The 21,227-nt window shown below is 61.3% G+C and carries 18 protein-coding genes; 11 read left to right on the forward strand and 7 right to left on the reverse strand.

Features of this window, described 5'->3' with window-relative positions:
• Positions 1-334: 334 nt before the first annotated feature.
• Together SFUM_RS19075 and rrtA are read left to right on the forward strand one after the other, a co-directional pair.
• Positions 335-2,377 carry a VIT domain-containing protein gene (locus SFUM_RS19075; RefSeq protein WP_011700485.1) on the forward strand — a complete coding sequence of 681 codons (2,043 nt, stop codon included), beginning with the start codon at positions 335-337 and terminating at the stop codon, positions 2,375-2,377.
• A gap of 248 nt (positions 2,378-2,625) precedes the next feature.
• Positions 2,626-3,339, forward strand: coding sequence for a rhombosortase (gene rrtA / locus SFUM_RS22140; protein ID WP_011700486.1), 714 nt, complete (start codon positions 2,626-2,628; stop codon positions 3,337-3,339).
• A 151-nt stretch (positions 3,340-3,490) separates the two neighbouring features.
• Here the strand turns inward: rrtA and hisF are convergent, their stop codons facing one another.
• From hisF to SFUM_RS24015, 7 genes are all read right to left on the reverse strand, one after another.
• Positions 3,491-4,249, reverse strand: a complete 759-nt coding sequence (hisF, locus tag SFUM_RS19085) for an imidazole glycerol phosphate synthase subunit HisF (RefSeq protein WP_011700487.1) — start codon at positions 4,247-4,249, stop codon at positions 3,491-3,493.
• 583 nt (positions 4,250-4,832) lie between these two features.
• Positions 4,833-6,026 (reverse strand): hypothetical protein, encoded by a 1,194-nt coding sequence (locus tag SFUM_RS19090; protein WP_011700488.1) that lies wholly within the window; start codon positions 6,024-6,026, stop codon positions 4,833-4,835.
• Positions 6,027-6,183: 157 nt separating this feature from the next.
• The gene (locus SFUM_RS19095; protein WP_011700489.1) at positions 6,184-7,269 is read right to left on the reverse strand and encodes a hypothetical protein; all 1,086 of its coding nucleotides are present in this window, start codon (positions 7,267-7,269) and stop codon (positions 6,184-6,186) included.
• Positions 7,270-8,223: 954 nt separating this feature from the next.
• Positions 8,224-8,943 (reverse strand): ATP-binding cassette domain-containing protein, encoded by a 720-nt coding sequence (locus SFUM_RS19105; RefSeq protein ID WP_011700491.1) that lies wholly within the window; start codon positions 8,941-8,943, stop codon positions 8,224-8,226.
• Position 8,944: 1 nt separating this feature from the next.
• Positions 8,945-9,724, reverse strand: a complete 780-nt coding sequence (gene modA, locus SFUM_RS19110; protein ID WP_011700492.1) for a molybdate ABC transporter substrate-binding protein — start codon at positions 9,722-9,724, stop codon at positions 8,945-8,947.
• The gene (gene modB, locus SFUM_RS19115) at positions 9,721-10,401 is read right to left on the reverse strand and encodes a molybdate ABC transporter permease subunit (RefSeq protein ID WP_011700493.1); all 681 of its coding nucleotides are present in this window, start codon (positions 10,399-10,401) and stop codon (positions 9,721-9,723) included. Before modB ends, modA begins: the two co-directional genes overlap by 4 nt.
• Complete coding sequence (locus SFUM_RS24015) at positions 10,398-10,529, reverse strand: hypothetical protein (RefSeq protein ID WP_279614591.1); 132 nt, start codon at positions 10,527-10,529, stop codon at positions 10,398-10,400. Before SFUM_RS24015 ends, modB begins: the two co-directional genes overlap by 4 nt.
• Positions 10,530-11,214: 685 nt before the next feature.
• Here SFUM_RS24015 and SFUM_RS19125 point away from each other — a divergent pair.
• The 9 genes from SFUM_RS19125 to SFUM_RS19165 all read left to right on the forward strand — a co-directional run bounded on the left by SFUM_RS19125 (position 11,215) and on the right by SFUM_RS19165 (position 21,082).
• On the forward strand, positions 11,215-13,275 hold the full coding sequence (locus SFUM_RS19125) for a TonB-dependent receptor plug domain-containing protein (protein ID WP_208597077.1): 2,061 nt from the start codon (positions 11,215-11,217) through the stop codon (positions 13,273-13,275).
• Between the two features lie 53 nt (positions 13,276-13,328).
• Positions 13,329-13,997, forward strand: a complete 669-nt coding sequence (locus SFUM_RS19130) for an FmdE family protein (protein WP_011700495.1) — start codon at positions 13,329-13,331, stop codon at positions 13,995-13,997.
• Positions 13,994-14,833 (forward strand): class I SAM-dependent methyltransferase, encoded by an 840-nt coding sequence (locus SFUM_RS19135; protein ID WP_011700496.1) that lies wholly within the window; start codon positions 13,994-13,996, stop codon positions 14,831-14,833. The genes SFUM_RS19130 and SFUM_RS19135 overlap by 4 nt, the downstream gene beginning before the upstream one ends.
• On the forward strand, positions 14,830-15,876 hold the full coding sequence (locus SFUM_RS19140; protein ID WP_011700497.1) for an ABC transporter substrate-binding protein: 1,047 nt from the start codon (positions 14,830-14,832) through the stop codon (positions 15,874-15,876). The genes SFUM_RS19135 and SFUM_RS19140 overlap by 4 nt, the downstream gene beginning before the upstream one ends.
• Entirely contained in the window at positions 15,873-16,898 is a 1,026-nt protein-coding gene (locus tag SFUM_RS19145) for a FecCD family ABC transporter permease (RefSeq protein WP_011700498.1), read from the forward strand. Before SFUM_RS19140 ends, SFUM_RS19145 begins: the two co-directional genes overlap by 4 nt.
• The gene (locus SFUM_RS19150) at positions 16,889-17,716 is read left to right on the forward strand and encodes an ABC transporter ATP-binding protein (protein WP_041441040.1); all 828 of its coding nucleotides are present in this window, start codon (positions 16,889-16,891) and stop codon (positions 17,714-17,716) included. The genes SFUM_RS19145 and SFUM_RS19150 overlap by 10 nt, the downstream gene beginning before the upstream one ends.
• Entirely contained in the window at positions 17,713-18,786 is a 1,074-nt protein-coding gene (locus SFUM_RS22145; protein ID WP_049766433.1) for an energy transducer TonB, read from the forward strand. The genes SFUM_RS19150 and SFUM_RS22145 overlap by 4 nt, the downstream gene beginning before the upstream one ends.
• 262 nt (positions 18,787-19,048) lie before the next feature.
• Positions 19,049-19,420, forward strand: coding sequence for a hypothetical protein (locus SFUM_RS19160; protein WP_150109571.1), 372 nt, complete (start codon positions 19,049-19,051; stop codon positions 19,418-19,420).
• Positions 19,421-19,963: 543 nt separating this feature from the next.
• Entirely contained in the window at positions 19,964-21,082 is a 1,119-nt protein-coding gene (locus tag SFUM_RS19165; protein WP_041441042.1) for an XRE family transcriptional regulator, read from the forward strand.
• The last annotated feature ends 145 nt before the right edge of the window (positions 21,083-21,227 follow it).

The following is a 21,227-nucleotide window of genomic DNA, read 5'->3' on the forward strand; positions in this document are numbered from 1 at the left end:
AGGCGGCCATGGACGCGGTCTGCGTCGGGCCGCAGACGCGTTGCCGGTATTCCTGTCCGTGATTCCGATACGCTCCGATATTCTGACAATGAATGTATACGACATGTACATCTTATGTACGATTATTTGCGTACAATAGAGCGCTCCGAATTTGCACTGGAATCACAATGCCTTGTAATCGCTTGGTTTTCAATGTGAACACCGGCTTGGCACAGTCCCTGCTCAGACGAATGTCCATACGAGTCAGCCCGCGGAGCGGCAACGGCGAAGCGGGCGTGCAAAAGGAAACGATCCGAAACGAAGGACATGCGATCTCAGCGCAAGGAGACAACTTATGGAAAAGAAGGTCCGGGGGAGATGGACAAGATTGGGCGCGCGGGTGTTGCTGGGAGCGGCGGCGTTCGTCGTCCTCTGGTGCGGCGATGCGCGGGCCGCGGGGTTGCTCAAGCCGCTGGACGGCCGGAGCACCGCCATCCACATCAAAACGCACCGGGTGAATGTGACCATCAACAACGGGTTCGCAAGGACCGAGGTGGACCAGGTCTTCATGAACGACGGGCAGCAGGACCTGGAAGCCGTCTACACGCTGCCTCTTCCCGGGCAGGCGAGCCTGTCCGAACTGAGCCTGTGGTTCGATGGCCGGGAGAACATCGGCGAGGTCGTGGAAAAGGAGCGGGCGAGGGCCGTCTACGAGAGCCGGAAGGCGCAGGGAAGCGATACCGCCCTGGCTGAAAAAGACGATTTCAAGACGTTCAACATCCGCGTGGGCGTGGTTCGCCCTCAGGTGGAGACGCGAGTGCGGTTCGTCTACTATCAGCCCCTGGAGATCGATTTGAACGTGGGCCGGTATGTGTATCCGCTGGCCGAGGGGGGAGTCGACGATGAGCGGGACCGGTTTTGGACCGTGGACAACGCGGTCCGGGGGAGCTTTGCGTTGAACGTCGAGCTCAAGTCCGCGTTCCCGATCAAGGACGTCCGGTTACCGGAACACCAGGACCGGGCCGTGGTCAGCAAAGAGTCGAACATGGGAGAGCGGGGAGCTCCCGGGGACGTTTACCGGATTGCCCTGGAGAGCACGGAGGGAGCGAGGCTGGACAAGGACGTCGTGCTCTACTACCGCCTGGATGACGAAGTTCCGGCCCGCGTGGAACTGATCCCTTACCGCAAAGGCCCCGACAGCGCGGGGACGTTCATGGTGGTGGTGACCCCGGCGGCGTCTCTCAAGCGCATCGCCGAAGGCGTGGACTGGACGTTCGTGCTCGATATCTCCGGAAGCATGACCGGCCGTAAAATAACGACCCTCATCGAAGGCGTTTCACGGGTCCTGGGGAAGATGTCGGCCAACGATCGCTTTCGCATCGTGACCTTCAACACCACCGCGGCGGATTTCACCGGAGGGTACGTCCCGGCGAGTCCGGAAAACGTTCAGACGTGGATGCAGCGGGTCAAACAGATCCAGGCCGGAGGTTCGACCGCCCTCTTCGACGGCCTCGACCTCGCCTACCGCCTGCTCGACGGAGAACGAACGACGGGCATCGTCCTCGTGACCGACGGGGTCTGCAACGTCGGGCCCACGCGACATGACGAATTCCTCGGCCTGCTCAAACAGCATGACGTGCGACTGTTCACCTTCGTCATCGGCAACAGCGCCAATCAGCCGCTCATGGACCGGCTTGCCAAGGAATCGGGGGGATTTGCCATGAATGTCTCCGAGTCGGACGACATTGCGGGTCGCCTCATCCAGGCCAAGGCGAAGGTGTTCCACGAATGTCTTCACGGCGTCGTGCTGAAATTCCACGGGGAAAAGGTGAGTCGGCTGACTCCCGCCCGGCCGGGCAGCCTCCACCTGGGCCGGCAACTGGTGGCCTTCGGCCGCTACGAGGGACACGGCGAAGTGGAGGTCGAGCTGAAGGCCAAAGTGTCCGGGCAGGAACGTTCCTGGCGCTGCAAGGCCGTTCTGCCCGAGACGGATGAGGAAAATCCCGAATTGGAGAGACTCTGGGCCTTGTCCTCCATCGAGGAGCACATGGAGATGATCCGGGAACGGGGCGAAAGCGAGTCGCTGCGCGAAAAGGTGGTCCGGTTGGGCAAAGAGTACTCCCTGGTGACCGACTACACTTCCATGGTGGTGATCCCGCAGGATGCGATGGAAGCCGAAGGAATCGGCAGAAACAACGCGGACCGGGTCGCCGGGGAGCGTATGGCCCAGACCGCGCGCGCCAACGCACCGGTAAGGAATCACCGCGTCGATGAAGCTTCCGGGAACGGAGGCATGTTCCAAGGCCAAAAAGCGCCCGGGGTCGGCAGCGGCCCGGTGGGGCCTCTGATGGCGATGCTGGTGGCCTGGCTGGCTGCAATGAAGCGCAAATCGCGATGAAAGAAAAGGGGGGAGGGGGGAGCTCCCGTGTCCGGGACTTCCTTCTTCCCAGTTTGACGATCGAGCCCGCGGGTCCGGTGTTTCGAAACTGCCATGGAAAGGCTTTTTCCGCGTCGCCCCGGGCGCCGGGGGCAGAGCGGCCAGGCAAAAGGCATGCCTTTGAGAAGATGCCGCGACCTTGGGCACCGGGGGGCGGAGAGGTTCCCCGCCGCCCGGTCGTGCCCGACTCAGAAAAAGCGAGGGAAAACATGCGATCGGCAAATGAATCGAGCCGGCGTCCACGGCAAGCGCCCGAGTTGTTCGTCTTCGGCGTCGCCCTGGCGGTGCTCAACTTCCCCCTGCTCACAGGCGGCATATTCGAGTCCGCGCTCTTTTTCCCGGCCGCCGTCAAGGCCGGGGAATGGTGGCGCGTGCCGGCCCACCCCTTCGTTCATTTGAGCTGGTATCACCTGCTGCTCGATGCGGGAGCGTTCCTGTTCCTCTATGCCGGGCTGGACGAACCGTCGCGTTGGAGGCGGCTCTCGTGGGTGATCGGGTGCGGCCTGGGCAGCCTCGCTTTGAGCACGCTTACAACCCCGCTCATCGCCGTCCGGGGCCTGTGCGGGCTTTCGGGCATCGCCCACGGTCTCATGGCCGTTTCGGCCCTCGAGTGCATGACCGGTGAGAGGGGGGATCGCAAGAGCTTCATCACCGGAATGGTCTGCTTCGGGATCGTCGTTCCCAAGAGCATCGTGGAGGTGTTGCAGGGGCACGTGTTCTTCGAATTCCTCCACTTCGGGCTGATGGGGTCGCCCGTTCCCGCCTGCCATGCGGGAGGCGTCCTGTCGGGTATCCTGATGTTCCTTGCAATGGGCGGGGCTCGCCGGATCAAAAACGCATCCCGAACGACCCGGACATCGATCGTGGCGCAGGAGGGGGAGCCGGGGATGCCCGAAACACGGATCGGCGCACCGGCGTCATGAAGCTCCGACTCCGCCTCGATGGCGGCACAAAGCCGTGCCTGCCCCGAGAAGGCCCCTTTCGCCGGCGCCCTCCGGGCACTCGTTTCCATGGCAATGTCGAGAAAAGTGAGGACGGCGGGCGACCCTCCGCGAGGGTCCCGGGCGAGGTCCTCTATGAAGAAACGCCTATGCCTTTCCCTCGCAAGTAGGTCTTCACCTGTTGGATGCTCAGAAGCCGGTAATGGAATACCGAGGCCGCAAGCAATATGGTCGCGCCACCCTGCGTCACGGCTTCGTAAAAGTCCTCGAGCCTGCCCGCCCCGCCCGAGGCGACTACAGGCACCTTCACTGCCTCCGAAATGGCCCGGGTGAAGGGAATATCATAGCCGGCCCGCGTTCCGTCGCCATCCATGCTGGTCGGCAAAATGACGCCGGCGCCGAGCGATTCGCATTGTTTGGCCCATTCGACGGCGTCCTTGCCGACCGCCAGGGTGCCCCCCGAAACCACCAGTTCGAAACCCGACGGCATGGCTGCGTTCCGGCGGGCATCGATTGCAACGGTCACGCGTTGCGATCCCCATCCGGCTGCGGCCTCCCGGATCAATTCCGGACGCTTGACCGCCGCGCTGTTCATGGAAACCTTGTCCGCGCCGGCTCCCAGCAGCAGCTCGATATCTTCCATCGTGGAAACGCCGCCCCCGACGGTCAGCGGTATGTCGATGACGCCCGAGACGGCCCTCACCCAGTCAAGACGGGTCTTGCGATTTTCGAGGGTTGCGGCGATGTCCAGCATCGCCAGTTCATCCGCGCCTTCCTGCTGATAGAGCCTGGCGCTTTCCACGGGATCGCCGGCGTCCTTGAGGTCCACAAAGTGAATCCCCTTCACCACGCGACCGTTCTTCATATCCAGGCACGGCATGATTTTGACCATGGTTTTATCTCCTTATAGGTGGGTTATCCGGTCCAATCCAATACCGGGAGAACGCTTGAGACAACTCCCCGGGGAGATTCTCCTCGGGATGAGCCATCCGGTCCAACCGGGAAAACTCAGCGCCGCCGCAAGGCGGTCACTGCCGGCGGCAAGAGCTGCTCCCTGGACCGCGCCTTGCGGCAACTTATCTTCGGAGCCGGAATTCTCCTACATGCGGCGAAAAGTTGCAAGGCGCTCCAACTTGCCCTCAGCGATTTTGTCCCGCCGACAATCGCGCGCGTTCTTCGGCGCGTCCCGGTCGAGGGCTCGAAAGGACGTGCCCGTCCCGACCGTGTCGGCTGGGAAGTGGTGAAAGAAGGGTCCAGGGGAGGCCGAAGCGACGACACCGCGCCGGGGGGCGGGGGATACAACGCGGCCCGGCTGGCCGCGGGTGGGCCGTCATGCCATACTGCCAATGACGGTGGATTCGGATCGGTGTTTGATCACCGGCAGGCCCGGTCCCGGCCTCACGGATAAAAGCGGGAGGGGAACGACTTCCCCTCCCCTGCTAGAAGGGGCCGGGCGTTCGAATCGGATGGGGCCGCTAACGGCGCTTCATTTGATAGTACCCTCCGGTCGGAAGCCACCGGATGTACCCGTAGTCCGTCGTTTCCTTGCCCGATGCCGTGCCGTTGGTCCCGACCACCTGGGTGTCTCCGACCCGTCTGAACGATCTCACGCCGACCATGGAGGTGGCTTCAACGCCCGCTCCGCACCCGGCGCCGGCGGTTCCTTCAACGCGGAATCGCCCGGCCGGCGTGTGCAGATTGCTCAACAGGAAAGGTTTGTAGTTTCTCAGCACGGTGAGCTTGCCGAGGTAGCTTTCATAGGCGCAGCCGGCGCATTGGTCGAGCCCGGAGTACTGGAGGCCGTCTTCATTCCAGATGGTGTACTCGATCTTGGTCTTCAGGCTCAGAGTGTCCCCGGTGAGATCGGACTTGCACGGAACAAGGGCCAGGTTGTTGACGGCGAACCCGTCGGTGGTGCTTCCTTGAGTGGGCTCCGCGAGGAAATCGAAGGTCAGGTATTTCGGGCACGCATCGTAGGCGGCGTTCGGCAGGCTGCACTCGGCGGCGCTGTAATCCGGCCCGGGGCAATTGGCGGGAGTGACGACCGTCGTCGGCGATGCCTTCAGGGACATGATGTTGACGTCGGCTCCGCCCACGCCGGTCACCTCTCCAACCCAGAAGCCGTCGGCGAAGTTCCCGGAACTCTCGATGACGTTTGCAGCGAATCGCCACGCGCTGTACTGCCAGGCGTTCTGGGGACGGCTGGCCAGGAAAGGCTTTGTCACAATGGCGAAACCGCTCAGGTGATTCCACGAGATCTGTTTGCGCAGGGTGCGGTCGACAGCCCAGCATTTGAGGACCCCTTCCTCGCCCGTACCCATCCCCGCGGCCACTCCGCGGCCGGACAGGTCGCAGCCGTCGCTGGCCCTGAACATGACGCTGTTGCGGGCGGACAGCCTCATGGCAAAATCGGACAGCAGACACGGGCTGCCGGGAGTGGTCCGTGCCTGCTTGACTTCCCAGTAACACTTCACACAAACCTTGTTGGAAGAATTGTTGGTGAGAAAAATATAGGTTTCCGTCCCGTTGTCGGTCTGGATTTTTGGCCAGATCAGGAGACTGCCCTCCTTGGACGTGTCGGCGGCGCCGTTGATCTGGGCCGAACCGTCGAGGCTTGCCGCGACTATCATGAAAGCCGTGACCAAAGCTGCGATGATGTACCTTCTCATATGCCTGACCTCCTCGATATTCAGTCCCGAGCCGCCCGGCATTCCGCGTGGACCACACTCGCGGGCGGGACCGGTGTCCCCGGATTCGGGTGTTTCACGGGCACGCGCCGAAAAATCCGTGCCGTGCCGTGAAAGGGCCGCACGGATCGGGTTCCGGCTACCAGGTGATGGAAACCGGGGTCGTGGTGTTCACGTCGTTGGCGTCCCTGATGTACGCCTGGCCTGGGCCTACGGCGGTCGGGGCCACGCCGACGACGGGTCCGTCACCGGAATAGAGCCGCATGGACATGACGCCCAGGAGCGGCGAGCCCACGCTGCCCGCGCAGGCGGCCTGCTTCCTGCCGTGCACGTAGATGGTGCCGCTGCGGGTCGACAGGTGCGTGAAAGGGTTGACGGCGCCCGCGACCAGATGCACTTTGGGGCCGGCAAGGGATTGATAGAACCATTGGGTCGTGGTGTCGTCACATCCCACGCACACGGACGCCGTCGAAAGGGTTTTCCCTTTTTCACTGCGGCGCACCAGCTTCGTATAGACCATCGTGTCGAGGTTTCCCGCAAGCCGTTCCCTGCAGGGAACGAGGGCCAGCCTGTTGTCGACGGTCCCCGCGGGGAAGACACCCGAAGTGTTCCGGGTCTGCTTCAGAAAGTTGAACAGCAGGCCCGTCGGGCAGGCGTCGTAGTTGCCGGAATCGCCCGTCAGAAGCATCTCTCCCGGCAGACCCGCCGCGACGCCGGTCGTGGCTGAATTCACGGCGAATCGCCAGGCGCTGTATTCCCAGTGACGGTCGTGAGCTTCCCCGACCACCGCGCTTCCCGACAGCCAATTCCAGGCAATCTGCTGCGTTCCGGCGCTGTCCACCGCCCAGCATTTGAGCTCGGCCAGGGTCCTGGGCGCCAGGGGGCTGGGCTGCACGCCGGTGTGAGGCACGGCTTTGCCGTCCGGTCCCTTCCCCGTGGACGCCATCCAGGAGACGGGCTGATTGGGCTGAAGCGTGAAAGTCCATTCGGTGCGCGCGCAGGACGAAGGGAAGCGATAGACACACTTTACTTTGACACTCTCATAATAGTCATTGCTGAGATTGATCATCGTGTCTGCCGTGCCGCCTCGGATCAGAGGCCAAACCAGAAGGCTTCCCTTTTTCGAGGTATTCGTCACCGTGCGATCCGTTTGGGCATGACACAGGGACACGGATGCCGATAAGACGAAAACGGCGGTCAAAAAAACGAACACGCTTCTTTTCATACCCTCTCTCCTTGGAGATACGGTTGAGTGCGCCCTGGCGTTCAGGAACGACCGCCCCGACAGCCGAATCGTCGGATGGTCCTTTCCGGCGGCTTTCCTTCCCGTTGCATTCAAGGTCGCAGGCGCCGCAAACCTCAAGGGATGCCGCCTGCGAACCATCGGGGCTACCCGGGATGGGACCGGATTTCCTCGCGTTCCGCTCCGAGTTGCCTTATCTCGGACGCACGGCCGGGGAGCGGTGGAATTGAGCCGACCCCCTCGTCCGCCTGCCCGGAACGTCGAGCTTTTCCTCCGGCGTCGTTGCGTTCCGGATCGAACAGAAGCGGAAGTTGGAACGGGAATCGGGTCTTGAGTCGATACCTGCCGTCTTTCGGGCGAACGCCCCCGTCGAAGCCGAACTGTATCCCAGCGACGGGAGATGCCCGGCTTTCGGGAATTCGTCCAACATGTGTGCCCCGCAAGCATCCACACGGCCCCGCGCGTCGTTTCCGAGGCTCGGGGCGCATTGTCTTTCGATCGTCAGCGGAATCAGTGCAGAAGAGCGGAAACGGCCGCATTGATGAAACCTGCCGGACGTGTCCGTTCCTTTCCTTTTCTCAGGGACTCACGCGCCTGATGTGCCCGGTTCAGCTTCATGAATAGGGTGTGACCTTACGGAATGCATTCTAGCAGTGTGAGGCGGAAAGTACACGTTAATATTCGTCAATGTTTGTCCCGCTTTCCTCGGGGGATGACGAACGCGTCCGGATATTTGTGCCCGGTTCGCAGGATTCGCTCACGCTCAATCTCGAGCCCGGTATTGTGGCAGGCTCATGTGAAGGGGGGACGATGGGTCTGACTCCTGCAAGCCTTGAAGAGGAAACGGTGTTGCGAAAACACCCACGCGCCCGTCCGGCAATGGGTCCCGAGTGCAATGGGGGTGCCGCTTCATTGATCGACGGGGGAGCCTGTCCCTCAGGAGGCGAGCACCTCTTCCAGGTCGGTCCCGTCGCTCTTGAGAAAATGCAGGCACTCGCGGACCCGGCCGATTTCGTAAATCACGAGGGTCTCGGCGAAGACCCGAATATCCTCGGGGTCGTGAGTGACCATGACCATCGGGATGTCGAACGCGCGCCGGATCTTCGCCAGTTCTTCGCGGAGCTTCACGCGCAGGAGCGTGTCCAGGGCGGCGAAGGGTTCGTCCATGAGCAGCAGGTCCGGCTTCCGGATCAGTGCCCGCGCGAGCGCCACGCGCTGCTTCTGGCCACCCGAAATGTCCAAGGGATAACTCTGCGCCAACTGGGAGATTTCGAAAGCTTCGAGAAATTCCATGACCTGGCGCCGGTCGTCGCGCGACAGGCGCCAGGGCCAGTCGTTTTTCAGTCCGAATCCCACGTTCTCGAGCACCGTGCGGTGAGGGAACAGCGCGTAGTCCTGGAACACGTAGCCGATCTTCCTGTGGCGCGAGGGGACGTTCACCCCGCTCTGCGTATCGAACAGCACGCGGCCGTTGAGAGCGATTCTTCCTGCATCCGGCGTCACGAGACCGGCGATGGATTGCAGCGTGAGCGTCTTGCCGGAACCCGAAGGGCCGAAAAGGACCACGCACTGCTCCCGGGAGGAAAAGGCGGCATCGAGCCTGAAATGCCTCGCCTTCGATTCCATGCGTTTTTCCACCGAGACTTCGATGACCATGTCACGGTTTCCCGAATCCGTACTTCGAGAGGATTTCCACGCCTTCCTCGCTCAGCACGAAATCGATGAAGCGCCGGGCAGGATCCGTCTTCCTGGTCGCCGCGACCACGGCGATGGGGTAAAGGATCGGCTTGTGCTTCTCCAGTTTCAACGCAACCCGCACCTTCTCTTTGGCGACGGCGGCATCGGTCGCATAGACAATCCCCGCGTCCACTTCCCCACGACTCACGTAGTCGAGCACCTGGCGGACTGAATTGGCGAGGATGAATTTGGGTTTCAGAGTTTCCCACAAACCCTCGCTGGTCAGGGCCTCCTCCGCGTAACGACCCGCGGGAACCGATTCCGGATTTCCCACGGAAATCCTCGTGATTTCCTTCAGGGTCAAGTCCTTCAAAGCCTTGATGGAGGTTTTCGCGTCGCCGGGGACGATCAGAACGAGCCCGTTGCCGGCAAAGTTTTTCCTGGTTTCGGTCAGGATGAGCTTCTTCTCGTTGGCCTGGTCCATGGTTTTCTGATCCGCCGATGCGAACACGTCCGCCGGCGCGCCCTGCTCGATCTGCTGCAGCAACGGCCCCGAGGCCGCGAAATTCAACACTACCTTGGTTCCCGGGTTGGCCGCCTCGAATTTCTTGCCCACCTCCGTGAAGGCATTGGTCAGGCTTGCCGCGGCGGAGACGATGATTTCCTGCTCGGCGCAGGCACTGCCGACGTACAGCGCGGGGAGGATGGCAAGGGCGAGAAAAAGGGCGACGAAAAAACGGGCGGCAACATGATGCTTCATCGGTCAACCTCCTTGAGATAACGGGTTTTCAGCATTCTTCCGGAAAAAACCAGAACCGCCATGCACACCAGCGATGTGATGATCACCAAAGTGGCGGCCATCCGCTCGTTCCCCGCCTGGACCGCATCGTAGACGGCGAGGGAGAGGGTTTGCGTCTTTCCGGGCAGATTGCCGGCCACCATGAGGGTTGCTCCGAACTCGCCCATGGCCCGGGCGAAGGCGAGCATCGTCCCGGCCAGTATCCCCGGCCAGGCGAGAGGAAACGACACGCGAAAGAAGACCCCCGCTTCGGACAGTCCCAGAGTGCGGGCGGCTTTTTCGAGATTCGGGTCGATGCTTTCGAAGGCGCTGCGGGCGGCCTTGAAAACCAGGGGCAGCGAGACCACGGTGGAAGCCACCACCGCACCCTGCCAGGTGAACATGAGGGTCACCCCGAAGGTCTCGTAGAGCCAGCTGCCGATCCAGCCCCTTCGCCCGATGATGACGATCAGGTAGTACCCGAGGACGGTCGGCGGCATCACCAGGGGCAGAGTGAGGAAGGCGTCGAGCCATTCTCTGCCTCGAAACCGGACGCGAGCCAGGAGGAAAGCGACGGAGACGCCGACCAGGGAGGCCCCCAGCGTGGCAAAACCGGCCACTTTGAGGGTCAGGAGCAACGGGACGAGGGTTTGCGTCACGGCGGCGCCTCCCAGGTCACGGCGCCCGGCGCGGGAACCGCCGTCGGCTTCATGCGGGTCCCGCGTTTCGCTCCTCCGCGGCGGCCGGACAGACCGTACAGGACAGGAAAGCTTTCCTGTCTTTCCATCGGATCATCTCCCCTTGTTGTTCCCCGGCGGTCTTCCTTCGCGGTCGGGAAAGTCGTGTTCCCGACGCACGGGGTGAATCGAGAGTTGTTCTTTCAGTGCCAAAAATGTGCATTGTGTCGTCTATACACGATATCTCTACCCGATTTCAAAGTGGGATGCAAGCAGCCTGTTTATGCCGCCTTCAAGCGGTGCCGTTTTCAGAGGGCGGCGTTCCCGCGGGAGGCTTGAAGAAGCTGGAAGGCCCGAAGCTCCGGGGCGCGGGTTCGCAGCCTTCTGCGCTTCGCAAATTTCCGGAAGGCGGGGCAAATCGCTCCCGGGTTCGCGGCTTTTTCGCCCGAGGCGCTCCGCCCCGCTCGCGGCACGTGGTCGTTTTCACCATTTTGTGGAGGCATTCGAGTTTTTAAAAGTACTGTTTAAATTACAATTGACATGCATAAGCGTCATCTATACAATGTGAAACCGTACGCAAAGACATTTATAAAATACACTAATCTCCACGCCATTACCCGGAATTCACCATGCAAAGCCTCAAATTGCCCGGGAAACCGGACCGCTCACGTTCGCCTCCCTCCCTGCGACCGGAGACCCGGGACCATTCGCCGGAACACGCTGCATGCCGTGTGAATCGGAAAATCAAGCACGTTTTCAGTTGAAATCGCATTCGAGAAGAGGTTGGGGAGGGACATGATGACGAGGCTCGTGACGAGAGGTGCCGCCGTATTTGCCGCAATGCTCCTGTTGCTCGTGTTTGGCGGGGGACCGGGGGTATGGGCCGGGGAGGAAGAAACCCCGGAGGAGAAAACCGAGGAGACGAGAAGCACGCGGAACCGGGTGTTCAGCCTGGGTGAGATCGAAGTGGTCGGAAAAATGGAAGAAAGCAGGAACACGACGGTCGAGAAAATCTACGACGACGAAATGCGGCTTTTCGACCGGAACGACCTGGCCGATGCCGTGAATCTCCTGCCCGGAGTGACCCTCTCGGAAACGGGGGCAAGAAACGAAAAGATGGTCTATATCCGCGGTTTCGACATCAAGCACGTCCCGATCTTTCTCGACGGCATCCCGATCTACGTGCCTTACGACGGCTACCCGGACCTGAGCCGGTTCAATACGTTCGATCTCTCGGAGGTGATCGTTTCCAAGGGGTTCACATCCGTTCTGTACGGTCCGAATACCATGGGCGGCGCCATCAACATGGTTTCCCGCCGACCCGTCAAGGAATTCGAGATGAATGCCGGGTCCGGCTATGCTTCCGGGCAGACCTACCACGCTTTCGGCAACTTCGGAAGCAATCAGGGCAAATGGTACATCCAGACCGGAGCGTCCTACATCAACCGGGATCATTTCGATCTTTCGGACGATTTCACGCCCACGGGCGTGCAGGGAAGCGGGGAAAGGGTGAACTCCTATCAACGCGACTGGAAAGTCAACCTGAAGGTCGGGCTCACTCCGAACGAATCGGACGAGTACGCCATCAGCTACATCAATCAGAAAGCGGAGAAGGGGTCACCGCCGTACGCGGGGACCGATCCGAGCGAATGGGTCAGGTTCTGGCAATGGCCGAATTGGGACAAGGAGAGCCTGTATTTCAACTCGAACACGGCAATTTACGACAAAAGCTACGTGAAGACGAGGATTTACTGGGACCGTTTCGACAACGCGCTCTCCGGCTTCGACGACGAGACCTATACGACTCAGGACAAGAAATCCAGTTTCAAAAGTCACTACGATGACTTCACCATCGGCTGCTCCGCGGAGGCCGGCACCCAACTCCTGCCGAGAAACTTTCTCAAGATGGCCATCCACCTCAAGGACGACGTTCACAGGGAGCACAACGAGGGGAATCCCCGCCAGCGGTTCGAGGATCGCATCATTTCCGTGGGTTTGGAAGACACCATCGATCTTACAAGCAAGTTCTATTCGATCATCGGAATCAGCTACGACAGGCTGGAGACGGTGGAGGCGGAGGACCTGGATTCCGCGACGGGGAGAATGCCGAATTTCCCGCTCAGCGCAACCGATGCATTCAACCCCCAGGGCGGGTTGTTCTACAAGGTCACCGACACGGGTACGGTCCATGCCGCGGTCGCGGCGAAATCGAGGCTTCCTTCCCTGAAGGACAAGTATTCCTACCGGTTCGGCACCAGCCTGCCCAACCCGGATCTCAACGCGGAGCGATCCATCAACTATGAAATCGGGTACAAGGAAGTGCTGTTCAAAAGGATTACGGTCGAAGCAAACGTTTTCTACTCGGACATCAGCGATTTCATACTCTTCAAGACGATTCCCGACCCCGACAATCCGGGCATGACCATCAACCAGAACCAGAACATCGGGAACATCCGTCAATACGGCGTGGAACTGGGCATATCCGGTCAGATCCTGTCGTGCCTCAAAGGCGGGTTCAACTACACGCACATCCAGTACGACAACGAAGACTCGACGGACCGGCTGGTCAACATTCCGCACAACAAGGTGTTCGCCTACCTGCAATACTTCACGCCTCTGGACGGATTGAGTCTCGTCGGGTCCGTGGAGTACAACGGCAACCGGTACAGCTCCAGCGACGGCGTTCGCGTGGCGCAGGAGTACGCGCTGGTCAACACCAAGGCCATCTATGAAGTGTACAAGGGCCTTTCCATTGAAGGCGGTATCTACAACATCACCGATGAAGACTATGCCATCGACGAGGGATTTCCCCTGGAGGGGCGCAACTACTTCGTGAACCTTCGATACAAGTTCTAGAGCCGTCTTCGGAACGATGTCGGCTCCAGCGAATCACGTCGCGGGAGGAAGAAATGGAAAATGCGGACGCTGACTTTCAGAGGCTTCTCGACGAGGCGGTGAAATTCCATGGGCACCTGTGCGGCGGGCAGGTCATCGGTGTCAGGATGGCCATGGCCGGTTTGAGGGAGCTCGGCATCAAGGAGCCCAGGGGAAAGGAGGGCAGGGACCTGGTCATTTTCGTCGAAATCGACCGCTGCGCGACCGATGCCATCATATCCGTCACCGGGAGGACGCCGGGCAAGCGGAGCCTCAAGATGCTGGACTACGGGAAGATGGCGGCGACATTCGTCAATGTGGGAACCGGCAAGGCGGTGAGGATCAGCGTCCGGGCGGATTTGGACGAGAAGGTCCGGCGCATCGCGCGGGCGAATGAGACCGCGGAAAGTGAGGAAGCGGCATATCTTGCCGCTCTGGCCGCCATGCCGGAGGAGGAGGTTCTCAAAATCGGCCGGGTGATCGTCAACATCCGGCCGCGGGATCTTCCCGGCAAGCCCCTCAGCAGCGTGATCTGCGAGCGTTGCGGTGAGGCGGTGAGGGACATGAGGGAGGTTTATCGATGGGGCAGAATCCTGTGCCGGCCGTGCGCCGACAGACAAACGTACTACGCCCTGGAAGACGGAAGACCCGCGACGGGTGCTTCGAGGACATCGCGCGGAAGGGTTCGGAAAGGGAGCGCATGATGCGTCTTTCGGAGATCGACTGGAACGAGCTGTGGAAAGAGGCGCAAGCCAGAAAACACACGCCTCACCACGATTCCGAGTTCTGGAACAAAAGGGCGCCGTCCTTTGCCAAACATGCATCCAGCAGCGGTTACGTCGAACAGTTCATGGCCATCCTCAAACCCGAGCCGCACTGGAGCGTACTGGACATAGGTTGCGCGGCGGGCACGCTTGCCTTGCCGCTTGCGTCGATCGTCAGGTCGGTAACGGCCCTCGATCCCTCGACGACCATGCTTTCCCTGCTCGAAAACCGCTGCAGGGAACAACGCATCACCAATATTCGGATCGTCGAGGGCTGCTGGGAGGACGACTGGGATGATCTCGGCATCGGCGTCCACGATGTCGCCATCGCGTCGCGCTCGCTCATCGTGGAAGACCTGAGAGCCGCCGTTTCGAAGCTCGAAAGCCGCGCGAGGAAACGGGTATATCTTTCGACCCTGGTGGACAGCGGTCCATACGACCACCGGATCGTGGAAGCCGTGGGCCGCAGTTTCGATCACGGCGCCGATTACATCCTCGTCTACAACCTCCTGAGGCAGATGGGGATCTATGCGAACGTCTCTTTTACCCTCAGCCGTGACGACAAGACCTTCCGGGACCTCGAGGATGCCCTCGATTCGGTGCGCTGGATGATCTACGAAATGACCTCGACCGAGGAGAAAAGGCTCCGCCGCTATCTCGGGCACCACCTCATCCGGGAGAACGGCCGCTGGAAGCTGCCGTACCGGCGGGTTGTCCGTTGGGCGGTGCTGTGGTGGGACAAGGAAGGGACCATACCCGGAGAGTGGTGCGCATGATCGAAAAGTCCAGGAAGCAAATCGTCGGATCATTGTTCCTCCTGTTCCTGTCGGTCCTCATTTCGGTGCAGGCCGAAGGAAAGGAAATCGTCGACATGGCCGGGCGCAAGGTGATCGTGCCGGACCGCGTCACCAAGGTCTACGGAGCGTCTCCTCCGGCCACCTACCTGCTCTACGCCGTGGATCCGGCTCTCATCGCCGGCCTGAACTATCCGTTCAATCCCAAGGAGCGGACGTATCTGCGCCCCGACGTGGTATCCCTTCCCGTGATCGGGGGATGGTTCGGCCAGGGCCGGACTCCCAACCAGGAAGCCCTGCTGAAGGTCAAACCCGACGTCATGGTCGCCTGGATGTGGAAGACAAAAGCCGCGAACGAGAAGATCGAACAGGTTGCGAGGCTTCTCGGCCTGCCCCTGGTTTACGTGAGATTGGACCACCTGGGCGAGTATTCGGACGCCTTTCTTTTCATGGGGCGTCTCGTGGGCCGGGAGGAACGGAGCCGGCAGTTGAGCGAGTATGCGAAACGCACCATGGCGGAGGTCGAGCCGGTCGTGGCGGCTGTTCCCCTGGGCAAGAGGGTTTCCGTCTACTACGCCGAAGCGCCGGACGGGCTGAGCACCGAGTGCGACGCATCCCCGCACACGGAGCTCATCAACCTCGCCGGGGGCGAAAACATTTACCGGTGCGCGCCCAAGGACGACTACGGCATGGAGAGAATCTCCATCGAACAGGTCATGCTTGCCGATCCCGAGGTGATCCTGGCCCAGGAGAAGGAGTACGTCGATCGTGTCCGATCCGATCCCGGCTGGAAGTCCATCCGCGCCGTGAAGAACGGGAGGGTCCATCTGATTCCCGGGGCGCCTTTCAACTGGTTCGACCGGCCCCCTTCGTTCATGCGTCTTCTCGGGATCAAGTGGCTGACGAACCTTCTGTATCCCGACCGTTATCCTTTGGACCTCGCAAAGGAAACCAGGGAATTCTACCGCCTCTTTCTGAACGTCGAACTGGATGATGACGCCCTGCGCGAGGTTCTGCATCAATGATGGACCGCCGCATCCTGTTCCCGTTGCTTCTCGTGCTGCTCGTTCTGACCGTGTTGACCTCCCTGGCGCTGGGCCGGTACCCCGTCGGTCCGAGGGAAATCGTCCGTTTTCTGGCTCACGCCGTATTCGGGATGAGCGAGCCGGACACCGGGGGGCTGGAGACTCTGAGAACGGTTCTCGTTTACATCAGGATTCCGCGCATCGTTGGCGCGATGCTTGTCGGGACCGCCCTCGCCGTCTCCGGCGCCGTCTTGCAGTCCGTGTTCATCAACCCCCTCGTTTCCCCCAGGCTGCTCGGGATTCTTGCCGGGGCATCCTTCGGGGCGGCGCTGGGGACTGTGCTGTCGCTCAGCTGGGTCGCGGTGCAGGCGATCTCTTCCATCTTCGGCATCGTGGCCGTTCTGGTTGCCGTGGGCCTTGCCGGGCTGTATCGCGGGGACAGGATACTCCTGCTGGTCCTGGGCGGCATCATCAGCACGGAGCTCTTCAATTCACTCTTCTTCCTGATGAAGTACCTGGCGGACCCTTATAGCCAGCTTCCGATCATCACCTACTGGTTCATGGGGGGATTTGCGCTGGCGGACGCAAAGACCACGCTCGTCCTGTTCTTCCCCATCGTCGCGGGGGTTCTCGCTCTCCTGCTGCTTTCCCCGTACCTCAACGTCTTGACCATGGGAGAAGAGGAAGCCCGGTCGCTGGGGGTCAATACGAAAGCGTTGCGCATGACGTTCATCCTCATCTCGACGGTTATCAGCAGTTTGACCGTCGCAGTGTGCGGAATGCTGGGGTGGGTCGGACTGGTGATTCCCCACATGGGCCGGATGCTCGTGGGACCGGACAACCGCGTTTTCCTGCCGGTCACCGCCGTTCTCGGCGCCATATTCGTTCTCGTCGTCGACGACGTCTCCAGGCTGCTCTTCCAAGTGGAGACCCCCCTGGGAATCCTCACCGCGCTGTTCGGGGTTCCCGTTTTCGCCTTGATCCTGAGAAACGCAAGGAAAGGATGGGGCCAATGGAGCTGATACGGGCGGATGGAATCACCTTCAGCTATTCACGTTCACCGGTTTTGCACAACGTATCTCTTTCAGTTCGAAAAGGAGAGATCGTCTCTTTGCTGGGGCCCAACGGAAGCGGCAAGTCGACCTTGCTGAAAGTGCTCCTCGGCCTGTACCGGCCCGGGAGCGGTTCCGTGCTGCTCGAGGGGAGGCCGATCTCGCGGATCGCCCCGAAGGAACTGGCGAAGCGCATCGCCTATGTTCCCCAGACGCACCGAATGGCCTTCGCCTACAGGGTCGTGGATGTCGTCCTGATGGGAAGGACGCCTCACAAGCCCTTCTTCTCCAGGTATTCCCGGCATGACCTGGACGTTGCGCTCCAGGCTCTGGACCGGCTGTCCATTGGGCATCTGAAGGACCAGAGTTACACCGACATCAGCGGAGGGGAGCGCCAGTTGACACTTATCGCGAGAGCCCTGGCCCAGGGCGCCGACATCCTCGTGATGGACGAGCCCGCGACCAGCCTCGACTTCGGGAACCAGGTGAGACTGCTCGACCAGATAACCGGCCTCTCAAGACTCGGCTTCACTTTCGTCAAGTCCACCCATTTCCCGGATCACGCCATGTGGATCGCCGACCGGGTCGTGATGCTGCAAAAGGGTTCCGTTATCGCAGACGGAAAACCGTGCGACGTGATGAACGATGAATCCGTTTGCCGGCTCTACAACACCGAGGTCAGCATACTGAAGGTGAACGGGACGCTGAGAACCTGCATGCCGCGTTCGTTGATAACGCGGAACCCGGGCGCGAACAACGGGAGGGCACGGATATCCGCAAAGCCATGAGGAGCGTGGGAACCTACGAAAACGACCCTGGAACGCCATCCGTTGCCGCGGGGAAGGAATGGTTTCAGGCGAGGCTCCCAGGCGAGGATGAGAATGAACCCGGAGGGGACCTCTCGTTTCTGAGGCCGCGCGTGGCGCTCAGGGGTGACTTCATCCTCGCCGCGGGGTTCGCGTTGGCGATACATGCGGCCGTGCCGGTCCTGGCCTTGCTTCTTCATCTCTATATCCCGCCGGTAATGGAGCACCGGGATCCCTTCATCACGGTCACCCTTGTCGGAGCAGCCGATGGAGGCGTCGGATCCGAAAAAGGCCCAAGTGGATCAGGGCCGGGGGATTCTCTCCCCGGGGCGGGTCCGCGGCCGCTCACGCCGGAGGTCATTGGAGCCGCTCGCGAGGAGGCGCAGTCGCGCGAGCCCGCGGCGCAAGTGTGCGCCGTGGAGTCGCCAAAGGAAATGAAACCCGAAGCGCCCCGCGAGCCCGCCGATCCCGTGAAGACGTGTGTTTTGTCGCCGGCCCCGCGCGAAATTCCCGCACGCAAAGACAGGAAGAAAACCGACGCCGAGCGAAAGCCGAAGCCGGCTCCGCCCGCCGGGGCTTCCGTCGTTACCGCCGCTCCCTCCTCCGATGCAAACTCCGGCGAGCCATCATCGACGGCCCGGGATGACGAAGCGCAGGGCGGCCATGCCCGAGGGGACGGCGTCCGGGGAAAAGCGGGGCATGCCGCGGGCGGTCTCCCGGGCGGAGGATCTCCCGGGGGAGGAGGAACCGGGTCCGGCAGGTTCGAGCTCAAACAGGTGGACCAGGCTCCCCGCCCCATACGAAAGGTCGAACCGGAGTACCCCCAGGCGGCACGCCGAATGGGCGTTGGCGGCAGAGTGGAGGTGCGGTTTCTCGTCAAAACGGATGGAAGCGTCGGCGAGGCCTCCGTTGTCCGGGCGGAACCCCCGGGGGTCTTCGAGCGGAACGCCCTGGAAGCCGTCAACAAATGGAGGTTCAAGCCCGGCTGCCACCGAGGGGAAGCCGTGGCGACATGGGTCGTCCTGTCGGTGCACTTCAGGTTGTCGAGATGACGTACCGAAGGGGTGAAGGCCGCATGTCATGCTCCGTCGGCCGGTGGTGGAGGTGAAAAAAAGGAGCCGCAGGTTTTGCGCTTCCAGGCATGTTGAAATATGAGAACAATTCGTACAGAATGAATCGCATACGGAGGGTCATATGAATGCTGATGGGAATGGAACACGCGACAATCGGAACGGCGGCGGGGGGAACGGCGCGATCCGGATTACCGGAAGGGTTGCGCAACCCCTTTTGCTGGAGATGAAAGATCTCCAAAGTATGAACACGGAGGAAGTGACGGACTTGCCCGTAATATGCGGCAGCGGAACACCCAAGGGCCGTATCCGGAGCTGCCGGGGGGTGCTGCTCGAAGAGGTGATCCGTAAGGCCGAGGTGATCAAGGAGGAACACAACGACACGAAGAAGATGTTGTTCATCGTCTCGGCCCGCGACGGCTTCAAGGTCGTGTTCTCCTGGCAGGAGATTTTCAACACGCCGATCGGCGGCGGAGTGATGATCCTGGTGGAAAGGGACGGCGAATCGCTGGTCGACGAGGCAGGGCGACTCGAGCTCATATCCGCCGAGGACTACTTTACCGGCTCCCGTTATGTGAAAGGGTTGAGCACGATCGAGGTGGTCCTGGTCCCGTGAGGGAGCGGCCGGAGGATGTTTGAGGTTTTGCCGCAAGGCGTGGACGGGACATTGTCGGGAAAGGTGCGGCACGCGGCGGCCCGCCCGCCGCGGCACTTCGCAACGGGATTTGATGGACCGTTGCGAAGAAGCCCCGCCGCCTCCCTCCAACATGCCCGCCGATGGTGCTGATCGACGCCCGTGTCGGCGCCGTCGCGTTCATCGCACGGAAGCATCGACGGGCGCATCAGTCGCGCCACCCCGTCAGGGGGATGGCTTGAACCGTTTCCGGATGCTTCCGTGCCGACCTCATTCATCCTCTCGAATCAGTGACGCGCGCTTCGATTGCCCGAGCCGGACCCGTTCCGGCGCGATTCTACCTCGATTGCACCTTCATCCGACGATGGGAAACCGGGCCGCCGGCGGGGAACAGGGCCGCTCCCGGCTGCCTGGCCGACAAGGAACTTTGCACTTCTCCAGGGCAACGCCAACAGGTATACTATAGATTACATTTTTGTAGCCTTTTGCATCCAAACCAAGGGTTGAGGTGCCACGGAGGTGTCCATGGGATCGGTCAAAGAGCGGGTGGTCTGTAACCTCAAGTCGGCGCGAAAAGCCAGGGGGTTGTCCCAGAGCGAATTGGCCGGTAGAGTGGGGGTCAAGCGGCAGGCGATTTATGACATGGAAAGCGGGCGGTATCTGCCCAACACCGCCCTGGCGCTTTACATCGCAAGAGAGCTCGGCTGCAGGGTCGAAGACCTGTTCGTCCTGGAGGAATCGGAAGAGGAACAACCCGTCACTTTGGTCGAGAAAGCGGGTGCGGCTAACCCCAGGGTTGCCGTGGCCAGTGTGCGCGAGCGACTCGTTGCTTACCCCGTGGACGGAAAATGGCTGTTGAGCGACGGATTCCACTCCGCGGACGGCCTGCTCCTGGCCGACGGCTGCAATGTGCGTCTCTTCCAGGGGCGCAGGGCGCTTGAGAAGAAGATATTCCTTTTCGGCTGCGATCCCGCATTCGCCATCTTGAGCGCGCATGCCTCCAGATGGATGGCGGATGCATTCGTGCAGTGCCGTTTTGCATCCAGTTACCTGGCACTGGCGAGGCTTTCCGCCGGGCACGCCCACATCGCGGGCACTCACATGCACAACCGGGAGTCGGTCGAATCCAATGTGGTGCTGGCCAAGACGGCGCTGGCGGGCACAGGGGCCATGGTGGTCGCTTTCTCGATTTTCGAGGAAGGTCTGATGGTTGCCGCGGGAAATCCGCTCGACATCCGGGATGTCGGCGACCTGGCTCGAAAGCGGATTCGATTCGTCAACCGTGAGCCCGGAGCCGCTTTGCGTTCTCTTCTTGACGAGCGCCTGATGCAGGTGGGGCTCTCGGGCGAGGCCGTCAATGGTTACGACCGGCAGGGATCGAGCCACAACCAGTGCGCCCAGATGGTCGCTCTCGACATGGCCGATGCCGCCCTCGGGCTGCGAGCCGTCGCGGCCGCACACGGACTGGGCTTCGTTCCCATCGAGTCCGTTCGGTGCGACCTGGTCATTCCCCACGATTTCCTGGATCTGCCGGCCGTCAAGATTCTGCTCGAAGTGATGCAGACGCGCGCCTTGCGGGAGGAATTGAGCGCCCTTCCCGGTTACGGGTCTTCCTGCACCGGCAAAGTCATCGGACAGGTATAAAAAGGCTCCTGTGCCGCGGGTTTGGTCTGTTCCTCGAATTCCGATACAGCAAGCCGGTTCCCGAGCCTCAGAGAAGCGATTGGTCTAGGCGGGAAAACACACCGGGGGCGTGCATATAGCCTGCCCCTCGTACGATCGCGCAAGT

Source organism: Syntrophobacter fumaroxidans MPOB (assembly GCF_000014965.1).
GTDB classification, from domain to species: domain Bacteria; phylum Desulfobacterota; class Syntrophobacteria; order Syntrophobacterales; family Syntrophobacteraceae; genus Syntrophobacter; species Syntrophobacter fumaroxidans.